The following is a 14,320-nucleotide window of genomic DNA, read 5'->3' on the forward strand; positions in this document are numbered from 1 at the left end:
GCCCGCAATGGGCTGGGCCTGTTGTCTTTTTTGGTTTGGAGAAAGTGCAATGCGGCGTGTTGTCGTAACCGGTCTTGGCCTTGTCACCCCTTTGGGCGGCGATGTCGAGACGACCTGGGCCAACCTGATCGCCGGCAAGAGCGGCGCCGGACCGATCACCCGGTTCGATGCCTCGGACCAGAAATGCACGATCGCGTGCGAGGTCAAGGGACCGGACCATGAATACGGGTTCGATCCGGGCAAACGGGTCGATCACAAGGTTCAGCGGCAGGTCGATCCGTTCATTATCTATGGTATCGATGCCGCCGGACAGGCGCTCGAAGATGCCGGGCTGACCGAGATGAGCGACGATCTGAAGGAGCGCACTGGCTGCTCGATCGGATCGGGCATCGGCGGGCTTCCCGGAATCGAGAGCGAATCGATTGTGCTGCACGAAAAAGGACCGGGCCGGGTTTCGCCGCACTTCGTGCATGGCCGGTTGATCAACCTGATCTCGGGTCAGGTCAGCATCAAATATGGCCTGATGGGGCCGAACCATGCGGTGGTCACCGCCTGCTCGACCGGGGCGCACTCGATCGGCGATGCCGCGCGGATGATCAAGGACGGCGATGCCGACATCATGCTGGCGGGCGGCGCCGAAGGGACTATCAATCCGCTGGGCGTGGCCGGGTTCGCCCAGGCCCGCGCGCTCAACTGCAGCTTTAACGACCGCCCGACCGAGGCGAGCCGTCCCTATGACAAGGACCGCGACGGCTTCGTGATGGGCGAGGGCGCGGGGGTGGTCGTGCTTGAGGAATACGAGCACGCCAAGGCCCGCGGCGCGAAGATCTATGCCGAAGTGGTCGGCTATGGCTTGTCGGGCGATGCCTACCACGTCACCGCACCGCATCCCGAAGGCAAGGGTGCCGAGCTGTCGATGCGGATGGCACTGCGCAAGGCCGGGATGGGGCCGGGCGACATCGACTATGTCAACGCCCACGGCACTTCGACCATGGCCGATACGATCGAACTGGGCGCGGTCAAGCGCGTTCTGGGCGATGATCTCAGCGGTGCCTCGATGAGCAGCACCAAGTCGGCCATCGGCCACCTGCTGGGCGGGGCCGGCGCGGTCGAGACGATCTTCTGCATCCTCGCGATCCGCGACCAGATCGTCCCGCCGACGCTCAACCTCGACAATCCCGACGAGGGGACCGAAGGCGTCGATCTGGTACCCAAGGTGGCGCGCAAGCGCACCGTTCGCGCCGCGCTGAACAATTCGTTCGGGTTCGGCGGAACCAATGCCAGCGTGATCGTCAAGGCAGTCGACTGATGCTGGGATCGCGCTGGGGCCGCACGCCGTTTCTGGCGGTGCTGGCGCTGATTCTGGTCGGGATGACCTGGTTCGTCGGCGGATGGTATTCGTCAGGCCCGCTGGGCAAGACCGCGGCCTTCACCGTGCCCGACGGATCGAGCCTGTCGAGCGTCGCGGCCAAGCTGGAGAAGGAGGGGATGATCTCCTCCGCTTCGGCATTCAAGCTGCGGGCGCGGGTGCTGGGGATCGGTTCGACGATCAAGGCCGGTGAGTTCGAACTGCCGGCAAATGCCTCGATGTCGCAGGTGTTCGGCCTGATCACCGGCGACGAAGTGCTGCGCCGGTTCGTGACCGTGCCCGAAGGTATGCCCTCGATCATGGTGCACGAGCGGTTGATGGCAAATCCCTGGCTCACCGGTGAGGTCGCCGTGCCGGCGGAAGGCACGATCCTGCCCGATACTTACGAGATCGCGCGCGGGGAAAGCCGCAAGGCGGTAGTCGCGCGGATGCAGGCAGCAATGCAGAAAGCCCTGGCCGAGGAATGGGAAAAGCGCGGTTCTGGCACGGTGGTCAAATCCCCGCAGGAAGCCGTGATCCTTGCCTCGATCGTCGAAAAAGAAACCGGCAAGCCGAGCGAGCGCAAGATGGTCGCTGGGCTTTATTCAAACCGGGTGCGGCAGAGCATGCTGCTCCAGGCCGATCCCACGATCATCTACCCGATCACCAAGGGCAAGCCGCTCGGCCGGCGGATCCGGCAGTCCGAGATCAACGCGGTCAATGATTACAACACGTACACGATGACCGGCCTTCCGCGCGGACCGATCACCAACCCTGGGCGCGATTCGATTGCTGCCGTGCTCAATCCGGCTCAGACCGACGTGCTCTACATGGTCGCCGACGGCACTGGCGGACACGCCTTTGCAACGACCCTGCAAGAGCACAACGCCAACGTGCAGAAGTGGTACACGATCCGCAAGGAACGCGGCGACTTCTGATCTCTCAGGGTTCGGCGATGTTGAACCCATTGGAAATCGGATCGAGCGCCGCCTGCAAGGCCGCTACCGCCGCCGGATCGCCATCCACTTTCACGCCCATGGCCTGAAGCTGGGCCAGCGGCATTTTGAGGAAGAACAGCCCCAGCATAGCCCGGCGCGGACCGGTTATGGTAACGTTCGGGCTCGCTCCCGGCTGACCGACCCGAGCTATCAGGACTGACTTGCCGACTTCGATCCCGACATCTTCCCTGGTATCGGTCAGCACCAGATTGATCGTTACCGGTGCAATCATTCGCTCGGGTGCATAGCGCGTCGCAATTGTATCGAGCAGCAGCTGGGTCGGCACCGCCGAAATCATGTCGACGCCCTGTGCCTGGATCGGCCGCGGTTCATAGCCCTGGCGCAGTTCGCGCGCGGCGGAAAGGAACTGGTTGCGCCAGATCCCGCTTTCGGCCTGATAGCCCTGCTGCTCATAGCTGTCGGCCAGCAGCGCGCGGGCCTGCTTGTTGGCCGGATCGGCGAAGACCAGCTGGTTGAGCAGGTCCGACGACCAGCGATAGTCACCCGCTGCCATGGCCTTGCGCGCCACGGCCAGCACCTTCTTCGCGCCGCCGATAGCTTCGACATAGCGCCGGGCGCGCTCCTGCGGCGGCCAGGGGTGGAGGTTGGCGGGATTGCCGTCATACCAACCAAGGTACCACTGGTAGACCGCCTTGGAATTGTGGCTGTAGGTCCCGTAGTAGCCGCGGTTGTACCATTGTCCGGCCAGTTCGGGAGGCTGAACCAGCCCTTCGGCGATTTCGACCTGGGTCTGGCCCTGGTTCATCCGCCGCACGCTCTGGTCATGGAGATAGCGGTAGTTGTCGCGCTGGCTTGCCAGCATGGTGGCGACTTCGCCCTGGCCGAAGCGCGGCCAGCAGTGGCTGGAGATGACCACGTCGCTGCGCACGCCATACAGCCGCAGCGCCTCATCAAGATAGCCAGCCCAGGCATGGGTATCGCGCACCTTGGCCCCGCGCGGGGTCAGAATGTTGTGCAGCGAGCAGGTGCTCATCTCGGCCGAAAGAAACACCTTCCGGGGCACGATGTAGACGTTGAGCTCGCTCGGCGCCTCGCTGCCCGAAACGATCTGGAATTCCAGGTTCACCCCGTCGATCGTGCGGGTGTCCCCGGTCTTTAGGATCGTATCGGTGGGCGGGATCAGCGTGATCTCGCCGCCGGCTACGCCGGGCCCGATCCCCGATCCCATCTGCCCTTTTGGTCCCGGGGTGAGTGATGTGCCGAACTGGTAAGTCGCCCGGCGGCCCATGGCGGCACCGGCCATCACGTTTTCCGAGGCGGTTTCCTTCATGAAGTGGTCCGGCGCGATAATCGCGACTTTGCCAGCCTTGACGTCTGCTTCGGCCACGATCCCCCGCACGCCGCCATAATGGTCGCCGTGGCTGTGGCTGTAGATCACGGCGATCACCGGCCGTGCACCCAGCTTGGCATTGGCCAGTTCCAGCGCCGCCGCGGCCGTTTCGCGGTTGGTCAGTGGATCGACAATGATCCAGCCGCTATCACTGCGGATCAAGGTCATGTTCGAAATGTCGAACCCGCGCACCTGCCAGACTCCATCGCTGACCTGGTAGAGGCCGTGGAGGCGCAGGTTGGTCATTTCACGCCACAGCGAGGGATTGACCGTGGCTGGCGCCGCGCCGGTGACGAAGTCATAGGCGGCAAGGTTCCAGACCGGCTTGCCTTGGGCATTGCGGATGATGGGGTCGTCCCGGGTGGCTACAAATCCGCGCCGGGCGAATTCGGCATCGCGCCCGTCTTCTGAGGGCAGCGTTCCGGCGGCAGCCTGCTGTGCCTTGATCGTGGCCGGGCTGGCCTCCTTGGGCTGCAGCGCGGGATCCTGGGCGGGTTCAGCGAGCGCGGCGGTTCCGCTCAGCAGCAAGGCAAGGACGCTCAGGCGCAGGGCATGGCGATACATGGTGGGTGGTCTCCTCTCTCCGGGGAACAGGATGCGGTTGGGCACGTTTCGAAGCAAGCGCATTCAACTGGGCCATTAAATGGCTTTGACGATCATTGTGAGCATAACAGCCAATTTTGCCGATTAGACGCCTGAGTTTAACGGGCAGCGCGACAAGGAGATCATAGCAATGCTTGGACGTACCATTCCCGATGTAACCCTCAAGACCAGGGTCCGCGACGAAGCGCTGGGCGGGCCCAATCCGTTTCGCTGGCAGGACCTGAATGTCCGTGATGAATTCGCCGGCAAGAAAGTCGTGGTCTTTTCGTTGCCCGGAGCCTTCACCCCGACTTGCAGCAACGAGCAATGCCCGAACTACGAACGCCTCTATGACGTGTTCAAGGCCGCCGGGGTCGACGAGGTTTACTGCCTGTCGGTCAACGATGCCTTCGTGATGTACCAGTGGGGCAAGAGCCTTGGCCTGGAGAAGGTTAAGCTGCTGCCCGACGGCTCGGGTCACTTCACCCGCCGGATGGGAATGCTGATCGACAAGGACCACCTCGGCTTCGGCCTGCGCTCGTGGCGCTATGCCATGATCGTCGATGATAACGCTGTTACCCACTGGTTCGAGGAACCGGGTATCAACGACGATGGATCCGACAGCGATCCCTATGGCGAAACCGCGCCGGAGAGGCTGCTCGCCGCGCTGACCAACGAGCCGGTAGCCCAGGCCGCCTGATTGAGCTAGGTGCGGGCGGTGGCTGCAACTTCCCCCTCCCATCCGCCGTCCGCACCTTTCATCGTCACCGGCGAGTTGCCGGTCGACATCTTTTCGTGGTCCAACAGCCTGCGCGCGGAGCATTTCCCGCCTGAGCGCAATCACCTGAAGGCTCACGTTACCCTGTTCCATTCCTTCGCCCCTTCGCTGCGCGAGGAGCTGCCCCGCTTTCTAGCGAAGATGGCTGGTGAATTTGCCGCGCCACAAGCCGAGGTGACCGGCGTGATGGACCTGGGGCAGGGGACCGCGATCGCTTTGCGCTCTCCCGGCCTGATGGCTGTGCGCGAGCGGATCGCCGAGCATTTCTGGGACATGCTGACCAGGCAGGACCAAGGCGGCAAGAAGCTCCACATCACGATCCAGAACAAGGTCACGCGGGCCGAGGCGCTGGCCCTGCAACAGCAACTGCACGCGTTGCTTCCGCTGCGCCGCTTTGCCTTCACCGGCCTGGGTTTGCACCTCTACCGAAACCCGCATTGGGATGCGGTGGGGACATGGAAGTTTCGCGGCAAAGAGGGTGCTTGACCGGGGGCCACGTCCACCCTATGTGCGCCGCCTGCCCGCACGACGGCGGCGGGCAAGCCATGGTATGGCGGAGTAGCTCAGCCGGTTAGAGCAGCGGAATCATAATCCGCGTGTCGGGGGTTCGAGTCCCTCCTCCGCTACCATTCAAGTCATTTATCACTTGGTTTTCAAAGGATAATATGACTTTCTCGGAAAATCGAAACCACATTTGTTCCCACACTTTATCTGGGTTCGAGTGGGCTGCTATGCCCCTCTCTGGGATCGTTTCGCGCGCCCTTCGACGTTACCGCTCAGCTTCACTATCTTCTCCCCGCACGAATCCTGACTGTGCATCGCACCGGCTGCTGCGAGGTTGCGGCAGACTTCCGGCAAGCGTCGATGGCATCGCGGTTGTCGTGCTGGATGTCAGCGGCCTGCACCAATACTTTCCATGCCTCGGCGCTGTCACTCTGCATTAGCCGCGCGCCTGCATCCCAACGTGTGGATTCGCCTAGCATCCGCGCCGCCATGCGTTCGGGCCAGTGCCAGCTATCGGGCATAGCGCGGGCGATTGTGCCGGGAAGGAACGACCATAGCAGGATACCTGCCAGAAAAGCTCCGCTCGCCACCTGGTAGAGCTGCTGCCGTTGCTCGGCGGCTGTACGGGCGTGGGCGGTGACGCTGCGCATAGTCTGGGCTGCATGGTGCAAATCGTCCCGTGCCTGGCTGATCCGGTCTTGATCTGTCCGCCGCGCAGCTTCGGCTGCTGCGGCGATCCGATTGCCGATGCTGTCAGGGGTCATCTGCATCGCCGGATGACCAGCCATGCCTTTCAGGCTCTCGCTAATCGCGCTCATCCGCTTGGCCATTACGGTCAGGGTTGCGCCGTAGTCGGGAATGACAATGTCGGCGCGTTCGGCGGCAAGGTGCTGGACCGCCCGGCGCATGAGTGCCAGCTCGCCTTCAAGGCGGGTAAATGCCTCGGCGGCGGGATCGCCTGCGGCCTCCGGGGCGGGCGGGTCAGGGTCGGGTTCCGGCTCAAGGTCCAGGGTCAGTTCCACGTCATCCGTATCGGTATCCATCGCATTTCTCCTACAGGCCCATGCCGATTGACCGGCTCCGCTCCATCGAGATGGAAGCGGCAAGGTCGCGGGCCAGATCGCGACCGAGTTCTGTCTTGATGCCAAGTTCGCGGGTGCGACCGCGCAGCAAGGATTCAACCTGCGCGTCGCGCTCCAGTCCCTTCGCCATGTCCGTCATGCGGTTGGTGAGCCTTTGCGCGCCACTAATGTCGCCATCGCGCTTCATGATGTCCCGCGCCTGCCCGAGCCGCTGCCAGTCACTCACAAAGCGGTCGGCGCGCTGAGCAGGATCAATGCGGATTTCGGCTTCAAGTTTCATGGCGCGCATTGCGCCCTGGGTGCGGCCATCGGCGGCCTCGCGCGCCAGCGAGGGCTGGCGCTGCAAGGCGCTGGCGAGGTCGGCTGTGCCATGAGGCCGGATCGCATCGAGCGCCTTTCCGGCCTTCTCCAGCGCGTCACGCTGGTATGGCAGGACCGGCAATCCCTGTTCGCGCATCTGCCCGATGTCGGCGGCGGCACGGGCATAGCGTTCGACCGCGCGGCGCTGATCGGACAGGCCAGCCTGATCGGTGGGCAGCGCTTCGAGCCGGTTGGTTTGCGGGCGGAATCCGGCGAAGATCGACTTCGCCCGTTCCGGCAACTGCCGTGCGATCTCCACGATACGTTCGCGGAAAGTGATGCCGCGCCGTTCGGCAAATTGCTGCTCGGGCTTGTAGTCGCTGGCCATGTCCTTGCTGCGCTCGCGGCTCAGCGTGCGGACCAGCATTGACTGATCGGTGAAATCATCGCGGCCATAATGCAGGGCCAAGCCGTCTCGATGACGCGACATACCAACGTAAGCCCCGTGGCTGTCCATGCCGGGGGTGGCCAGCACGTGCGCGTGGTCCACCGTCATGCCCTGCGCCTTGTGGATCGTGGCGGCATAGCCATGATCCAGATGGGCATAGTCCTTGGTATCGAATGCGACGTTGCGGCCTTCGTCGGTGCGCACGGCCATGCGTTGCGGCGTCACCTGCTCGACGGTGCCGAGTGTGCCATTCTTGACGCCCAGGCCCCGCTCATTGCGGAGGAACATGATGCGGTCGCCGCTGGCGAAATGGCGATCGCCACGCGCAGCGCGGATGGCCACGTCTTTGCCCAGTTCGCCGCTCGTACGCAGCCGCCCGCGCGCCGCGTCATTGAGCTCGCGCACCTCATCATTGGTGTGGGTCAGGATGATCCGCGTATCGCCAGGGCTTGCTTGCCGATCGCGATCCCAGCGGTCGATCAGTTCGCCGCGCACTGCCTCCCGCGTCTCGGCAACATGGACCATGCCCCGTTTGCCATAGGCCTGAATGGCAAGGCCGGTGCGCCCGGTCGCGAGATGCCGGGTGGCGTCCTGCTGCCAGCCGTCATGTTGGCGGCGGACTTCACTGATTTCGACGCCGCCGTGGCGTTCGTGGATTGCACGAAACGCCGCTCCGGCTTCGATAGCCTGGAGCTGCTGAGGGTCCCCAACCAGGACAACTTTCGCGCCCGTATAGGCGGCATGGGACAGCACGCGCTCCATCTGGCGCGTGCCGACCATGCCTGCTTCGTCGATGACCAGCACGTCACGGGACGTGAGCAATTCGCGGCCCTGACCCCACTGATACTCAAGGCTGGCGATGGTGCGCGATGCGATGCCCGAACCGTGCTCCAGACCCTCGGCGGCAATGCCTGACAGCGCGGCACCGCGAACGGTATAGCCAGCGCCTTCCCAGGCCTCGCGCGCCACGCCCAGCATCGCGCTCTTGCCGGTCCCGGCATAGCCGACGACAACACTGAGGCCGCGATTATCGGTCACATGCTCGAACGCCGCGCGCTGCTCGCCGGACAGGATCAGGCCTCGTGTCTTGGCGCGCACCAGCGCTCCTTCCCGGTCTTTCTGATCGACGCCGTTCCGCTCGCGCTCCGCCATCAATCCCGATGCGCGTTGCAACCGCTGTTCTGTTTCGATCATGGCGCGCGAGGTGAACCGGTCTTCGCCGCGTCCGTCCTTGACCAGCGCAATCATATCAGGCGAGCCGCGCACCGCACTCATCGCCAGATCGAACTGCTCTTTTCCGTCGCTGTGCCGGTGCACGAACATCGCCAGGTCACGGCCTGTGAACGTGGCTTGGCTGTGCGTGATCGCGTCAAGCGCGACCTTGGGATTGGCGATGATCCGCTCGCCATTGCGATGCGCGACGGCACGGTGTTCCTCTATCCGTTCCGCCTCTAGCCCGCGCTCGCCCATTCGCGATGCGGCGGGGCCGATCTTGTCTTGCGGCTCCAGCGCGATGCCCTGCGCCTCCAGGCTGCGGTGATCGACGCTCGCGTCGATGTCGAGTTCGGCCAGGCGCTGATTGACATGATCGGCCCAGCGTTCGCGCCACTGCTCGACCAGTTCGGCCTTGTTCCACTCGCGCACCTTCGCGCCGAACCCGTCTTTGCCGACCTCGCGCATGGTGAGCATGACATGGGCGTGGGGTTTGGGCTGACCGTCCGCGCCAATATCCCAATGGACATTGAGGTCGGCGATCATGCCCTTTTCGACGAACTCGGCTTCTGCGAATTCGCGCGCCAACTCGATGCCCTGTTCCCTGGTCAGCTCGCGCGGAATGGCGAATTCGACCTCGCGGGATAGCTGCGCGTCCTTGCGTTTCTCGGCAGCCTCCACCGCATTCCAGAGCTTTTCTTGGGTACCGAATTCCTCCGGTGCACCCTCCGGAAACATCACTTCGGAATGAACGACCCCGTCCTTGTTGGTGAAATCATGGTCACGGTCGAGCCGTTCGTCGTGCAGCCGCTCGGCCCCGCGATAGGCGGCGGCTGCTACTGCGCTGCGCCCGCTCGACCGGCTGATGACTTTGACGGAGAGGTGGAAGATCGCCATGTCGGCAATCCATCTACGCCATGAGCGCAACGTCGGCACGACGTATAAGCGCGCCCTCCCATGATAAAATCCTGCTCGGGACTATTCAGTATCAGGCCGTCTCTACGACTCTACAGCATTGGGTGAGCATCGATATTATCATCAGCACATCGCCCCACAACGGAGAACTTCGATGCGCAAACCTCGTGACTTTGATTCGGAACTCAAGGCACTCGCCGATAAGGCAAGGCAGCTCAAGGAACGCCGCGTGCAGCAGCTTGGCGAACTGGTGATCGCCACCGGGGCCGATGCGACAGATGCGGAAACGCTGGCCGGTGCACTGCTGGTCATTGCGGAAACCAGCGAAGCCCAACGGAAGGAGGCGTGGCGCAAGCGTGGCGCGGCCTTCTTTCAGAGCAAGGCGCGCAAGCGTGGCGAAGGAACTGAACGCCAGCCGGATGGCACTCTCCCGCTTCACGGCGGCGCGGCATCGGCTTGAGGCACGAAAGGCGCGAACCGACATGCGCGAATGGCAGGTCAAGCGCCGCGAACGCACGCGGCAACTGATCGAACTGGGCGGCCTGGTCGTGAAGGCCGGGCTGGTCGAACTGGCCGACGATGATCGCGCAACGCTCTACGGCGCGTTCCTCACGGTTGCCGCCAAGCTGCGAGGCGAAGAACGCGAACAGGCACTGTTGCTTTGGAAGCGGAAGGGCAAGCGGGCGTTCGAAACTGGATAGGTTGCCGTTGATGCCCTTCACGGCTCGTTTGTTCAATCAGAGAGGTCCGGGAACTGACAACAGTGTTCCATTGCTGCCGCTCACGCTTTGCGGCTGATGGCATCTGTCAATTGGTCAAGGACATTTACCCGATCTTACCGGTCCGATACCATGCGAATCAGAAAACTGCGGATTCGGCCATTCCAAACATTCGGTTTGCGGTGCGGGGCTCGGCAAGGTGAGGGGCCTGCTGACATGAAGACCAAAAATTCGCACGGATCTATTCCATTGCCAAAGCTCGCATTTCAACGTCGGCCAAGACTGTCGGTCTGGCAGGCGCTCGCAATGCGGGGAGCAATTGTCCTGGCGCTGATCGGCGTCGCGCTGGGCGGCCACTGGCTCGACCGGGGCGGGTTGCGCGACAATGTAGATGGAGAAGTGTCGCTGGTTGACGTTGTCTATTTCACTGCCGTGACTGTTACGACCGTCGGTTATGGCGATATCGTCCCCGTGACCGACCGGGCGCGGATGTTCGATACGTTCGTGGTCACTCCTGTCCGGATATTCGTCTGGCTGATATTCCTGGGGACGGCCTACACCTTTGTGTTACAGCATCAATGGGAGCAGTTCAGAACGCGAATGACCAGACGAACACTCAAGGGCCATACAATCATCTGCGGATTTGGCACGGGCGGAGCGCTGGCTGCACAGGAACTGCTGCGGATCGGCCATGCACCGGAATCGATCATCGCCATCGATCCTTTGCAGGAGCGGATTGATGAAGCAACCGCGATTGGGCTGATCGGAATCGTTGGCGATGCCCGCAGCAATGCTGTTCTCAAGGCCGCAAAGATATCGACGGCGCAAGCTCTGCTTGTGGCGACCAGCAAGGATGATGCCACTGCACTCGTCGTTTTGTCTGCGAGGCAACTCAATGACTCAATCAAGATCAGCGCGACTGTGCGCGCGCAAGAGAATGAAAGTCTGCTCACCCAGGCGGGGGCGGATGTCGTCATAAACCCGGTGAGCCTCGGAGGCCATCTGCTCGCCAGGTCCTCAGCGCACCAGCATGCGGTTGAATATCTGCGCGATCTGGCGGCGTCGGACGGACAGGTTGTTCTGCGTGAGCGGACTGCTGAAGGGGCCGAAGTCGGAAAAGCGCTGACGGATCTCAGGACGGGTTTGGGTGTCCGACTTATCCGCGATGGAGCACCAGTCGCCGCTGCGCAGGGCAGCGAACCCGTCGTCAAGTCTGGTGACCTTCTGGTAGAGATTGTGACGGTGGCGCCATGATCGGTTTGCTGGCCGTGTGGAAGCGAAAAGGTAAGCGAGCGATCGATGATCAGGAAAGCAGGTGAGTATCGGTAGACTGACTTGCACTGTTTCCACCATCCATTTGACGATGAGCAGTGTCGGCTTCGCGGCCATTAGGAAGTTAACCTGCAATCTCGGATTTGTGGCCTTTCCCTTGAGAGACGGTGTCGTGGGATGCCGCCGCTCGATCATTCCCGGCGAGATTGTAGGCGTCATCGAAGCTGGCGACGATATCGGTTGAACCCCGAATGTCCTTAGGGCGTTCTGCCCGACCGTTTGCAGGGTCGAACCGCCGGTTTTTGCAGACCGCTGCTGCATGAAGCTGCTAGTGGGGAGCTCGAAGAGACAATTTGGAAACTTGAATCTATGACCAGTACCAGTCGTTCTAATTCTGCCTTGCGCGATTTTCTGGCAAGCGAAGCGGCTGGCGGCGTAATCCTGATGCTGGTTGCGATTTTGGCGATGGTTGTCGCAAACAGTCCGCTGGCGGATAGCTATTTTAACCTGCTGCATGCTGAAACTGGGCCGGTCCTGAGCGACAAGCTCGGCCCCATGACGGTCCATCTGTGGATCAACGATGCGTTGATGGCTGTGTTTTTTCTTCTGGTCGGTCTGGAGATCAAGCGCGAGTTCGTGGATGGGCGGCTGGTCACATGGCAGCAGCGCCGACTGCCATTCATTGCAGCTCTTGGCGGCATGGCTGCCCCGGCACTTGTGTTTCTCGCCTTCACAGCAAGTGCGCCCGCGCTGGCGCGCGGCTGGGCCATCCCGGCAGCGACCGACATTGCCTTTGCTATCGGGGTGATGGCGCTTCTGGGCAGCCGGGTTCCCACTGCTCTCAAGCTGTTCCTTACCACGGTCGCCATAGTCGATGACATGGGAGCGGTTGTCATCATCGCGCTGGCCTATACGGCCAGCATCAAGGGCCTCGCATTGCTCGCGGCAGCTGCCATTCTTGGCGGCATGATGCTGTTAAACCGGACAGGAGTGCGCCACCTTGCTCCCTATCTGGCGGGCTTTGCGCTGCTCTGGTTCGCCGTTCTGGTATCGGGCGTCCATGCAACTATCGCCGGTGTCCTGGCTGCTTTCACCGTGCCGGTGGTGGCATCGCCCGGCAAGCCGGATTCACCAGATTCCCCATTGCACCGGCTTGAACACGGTCTGCATCCTTGGTCTGCATTTCTGATTGTTCCGCTGTTTGGTTTTGCCAATGCCGGAATTTCTCTCAAAGGCTTCAGCCTCGGCACCCTGCTACAACCGCTTCCGCTCGGTATCGCAGCCGGGCTTTTCTTGGGTAAGCAGCTCGGCATATTCTCGTCGATATGGATCGCGGTAAAACTTGGCATTGCCCAACGCCCGCGTGGTTCGACCTGGCTTCAGGTCTATGGTCTTTCCGCGCTGTGCGGCATCGGTTTCACCATGAGCCTCTTTATTGGGATGCTCGCCTTCGCCACTACGCCCGAACTGGTCGAAGAAGCCAAGCTGGGCGTCATGGCCGGATCATTGCTAGCTGGGGTGCTCGGCTTTTTGGTTCTTAGGTTTGCTTCGCCTGCCGCTGACGCAATGGGCGCGGAAGCAGAGATTGAGCGGGAGATTGCAACGGACGGTGATGTGACCGCGATCGAAACGGTTACCGGCACCCTCTGATTCTCGGTAATGCGATTGGCCTAGCACACTCTCATGCCATAGCTGAACAACGCTTAGTTCTCGGCCATGGGGCCGGCATCGCCGAAAAAAGTTCTGCCAGTTAGTCGCCATCCCCCCCGGTTGCAACGTCTTGCGCGGCATCGTTCACCGAGACCATTTTCGGAACCTTGGGATTCTCAGGAAGCGGTTGTTTCTCCTTTCCTGCAATTACCTCCATGGCGGCGCGGCCTTCCACCCCATAATAGCTGCGGAGCCGGACCTCTGATTGTGGGAAGGGTATTTCGATGCCGTGGCTGCGCAATGCGTCATCAAGTGCCCAGTGATAGGCTGCCATCATCGACCCGGGTCGCTTGACAGCCTCTAGGCTTGGCCAGACCACCAATTCGAAATTGAGTGCTGAATCGCCGAAACCCGTCATCCAGACCTGCGCCTTGCGGTTTGGCGTGTCGGGTAGGGTGAAAGGCACCGCCGCCGCCGCTTCAAGAGCGGCCAGCCTGACAAGTTCCTTGTCTGACCCATAAGCGACAGGAAACGGAATATGGATACGGCGTGACGCCCGGTCCCGCGTCCAGTTTTTCAGCCGTCCATTGAGCAAGTTTGCGTTCGGGACGAGGACATCGACATTGTCATTCGTCCTCAAGGTTGTCGCACGGGGGCCAATCGCGGCTACTGCACCCGCTGCACCCTCATCAATCTCTACAAAATCGCCAATTTCGATGCTGCCGTCGAACAACAAAATCAGACCGCAGACGAAATTCTTGACAACGTCCTGGAGGCCAAGACCGATGCCCACGCCTAGGGCACCCGCGAACAGCGAGAGAGCCGAGAGATCGACGCCAAGTGCTGAAATGGCGGCAGCAATCGCAGCCACGACGATCACATATCGCGCTACCTGCCCGCCGACATACAAGGTTGAGGCCCGATTTTCCCCAAGCCGTTTTTGCGCCCGGCCGATCAGATAGCGGATCAGCCACACCGCCAGAAAACTTGCCGCAATTATGATCGCGGCCGAAGTGATCGATTGCAGCGAAATCCCGGTTGACCCGATGCTGAATATCTCGCGGCTCAGAATTTCGTTGGGCTTGGTCATATCTCATCAATAGCAGAGTTTGAAATTCCAGCCCCATCTTCATGAGGTCTCTAGGCTCAGGACCCATTAAA

Annotated in this window: 13 protein-coding genes and 1 tRNA gene; 10 read left to right on the forward strand and 4 right to left on the reverse strand. The window is 61.9% G+C overall.

Features of this window, described 5'->3' with window-relative positions; translation table 11 throughout:
- Nucleotides 1-49: 49 nt before the first annotated feature.
- Together fabF and mltG are read left to right on the forward strand one after the other, a co-directional pair.
- A complete protein-coding gene (gene fabF / locus B2V17_RS03545) occupies nucleotides 50-1,309 on the forward strand; it encodes a beta-ketoacyl-ACP synthase II (protein WP_292995247.1) in 1,260 nt (419 codons plus the stop codon).
- On the forward strand, nucleotides 1,309-2,286 hold the full coding sequence (mltG, locus tag B2V17_RS03550; RefSeq protein ID WP_292995249.1) for an endolytic transglycosylase MltG: 978 nt from the start codon (nucleotides 1,309-1,311) through the stop codon (nucleotides 2,284-2,286). Before fabF ends, mltG begins: the two co-directional genes overlap by 1 nt.
- Nucleotides 2,287-2,290: 4 nt before the next feature.
- Here mltG and B2V17_RS03555 read toward each other — a convergent pair whose 3' ends face one another.
- Nucleotides 2,291-4,261, reverse strand: a complete 1,971-nt coding sequence (locus B2V17_RS03555) for an alkyl/aryl-sulfatase (protein ID WP_292995251.1) — start codon at nucleotides 4,259-4,261, stop codon at nucleotides 2,291-2,293.
- 169 nt (nucleotides 4,262-4,430) lie between these two features.
- Between B2V17_RS03555 and B2V17_RS03560 the strand changes: the two genes are divergently transcribed.
- From B2V17_RS03560 to B2V17_RS03570, 3 genes are all read left to right on the forward strand, one after another.
- Nucleotides 4,431-4,979 (forward strand): peroxiredoxin, encoded by a 549-nt coding sequence (locus B2V17_RS03560; RefSeq protein ID WP_292995253.1) that lies wholly within the window; start codon nucleotides 4,431-4,433, stop codon nucleotides 4,977-4,979.
- A gap of 9 nt (nucleotides 4,980-4,988) precedes the next feature.
- Nucleotides 4,989-5,543 (forward strand): 2'-5' RNA ligase family protein, encoded by a 555-nt coding sequence (locus tag B2V17_RS03565; protein ID WP_292995255.1) that lies wholly within the window; start codon nucleotides 4,989-4,991, stop codon nucleotides 5,541-5,543.
- Between the two features lie 66 nt (nucleotides 5,544-5,609).
- Nucleotides 5,610-5,686 (forward strand) — tRNA-Met (locus B2V17_RS03570).
- A 156-nt stretch (nucleotides 5,687-5,842) separates the two neighbouring features.
- Here the strand turns inward: B2V17_RS03570 and B2V17_RS03575 are convergent.
- Nucleotides 5,843-6,604: a DUF6118 family protein gene (locus tag B2V17_RS03575; RefSeq protein ID WP_292995257.1), complete on the reverse strand. Its 762-nt coding sequence runs from the start codon at nucleotides 6,602-6,604 to the stop codon at nucleotides 5,843-5,845.
- A gap of 10 nt (nucleotides 6,605-6,614) precedes the next feature.
- Entirely contained in the window at nucleotides 6,615-9,500 is a 2,886-nt protein-coding gene (traA, locus tag B2V17_RS03580; RefSeq protein ID WP_292995259.1) for a Ti-type conjugative transfer relaxase TraA, read from the reverse strand.
- Nucleotides 9,501-9,672: 172 nt separating this feature from the next.
- On the opposite strand from traA, the gene B2V17_RS03585 reads away from it, so the two are divergent.
- The 5 genes from B2V17_RS03585 (at nucleotide 9,673) to nhaA (ending at nucleotide 13,159) form a co-directional block, all read left to right on the forward strand.
- The gene (locus tag B2V17_RS03585; RefSeq protein WP_292995261.1) at nucleotides 9,673-9,978 is read left to right on the forward strand and encodes a conjugal transfer protein TraD; all 306 of its coding nucleotides are present in this window, start codon (nucleotides 9,673-9,675) and stop codon (nucleotides 9,976-9,978) included.
- Between the two features lie 22 nt (nucleotides 9,979-10,000).
- Nucleotides 10,001-10,219 carry a conjugal transfer protein TraD gene (locus B2V17_RS03590; RefSeq protein WP_292995289.1) on the forward strand — a complete coding sequence of 73 codons (219 nt, stop codon included), beginning with the start codon at nucleotides 10,001-10,003 and terminating at the stop codon, nucleotides 10,217-10,219.
- 234 nt (nucleotides 10,220-10,453) lie between these two features.
- Nucleotides 10,454-11,491: a potassium channel family protein gene (locus tag B2V17_RS03595; RefSeq protein ID WP_292995263.1), complete on the forward strand. Its 1,038-nt coding sequence runs from the start codon at nucleotides 10,454-10,456 to the stop codon at nucleotides 11,489-11,491.
- 109 nt (nucleotides 11,492-11,600) lie between these two features.
- Nucleotides 11,601-11,753, forward strand: a complete 153-nt coding sequence (locus B2V17_RS03600; RefSeq protein WP_292995265.1) for a hypothetical protein — start codon at nucleotides 11,601-11,603, stop codon at nucleotides 11,751-11,753.
- A gap of 125 nt (nucleotides 11,754-11,878) precedes the next feature.
- Nucleotides 11,879-13,159: a Na+/H+ antiporter NhaA gene (gene nhaA, locus B2V17_RS03605; RefSeq protein WP_292995267.1), complete on the forward strand. Its 1,281-nt coding sequence runs from the start codon at nucleotides 11,879-11,881 to the stop codon at nucleotides 13,157-13,159.
- Between the two features lie 100 nt (nucleotides 13,160-13,259).
- Here nhaA and B2V17_RS03610 read toward each other — a convergent pair whose 3' ends face one another.
- A complete protein-coding gene (locus B2V17_RS03610) occupies nucleotides 13,260-14,249 on the reverse strand; it encodes a mechanosensitive ion channel family protein (RefSeq protein ID WP_292995269.1) in 990 nt (329 codons plus the stop codon).
- Nucleotides 14,250-14,320: the final 71 nt, after the last annotated feature.

It is taken from the genome of Novosphingobium sp. UBA6272, assembly GCF_002440635.1.
Classification (GTDB): Bacteria; Pseudomonadota; Alphaproteobacteria; order Sphingomonadales; family Sphingomonadaceae; genus Novosphingobium.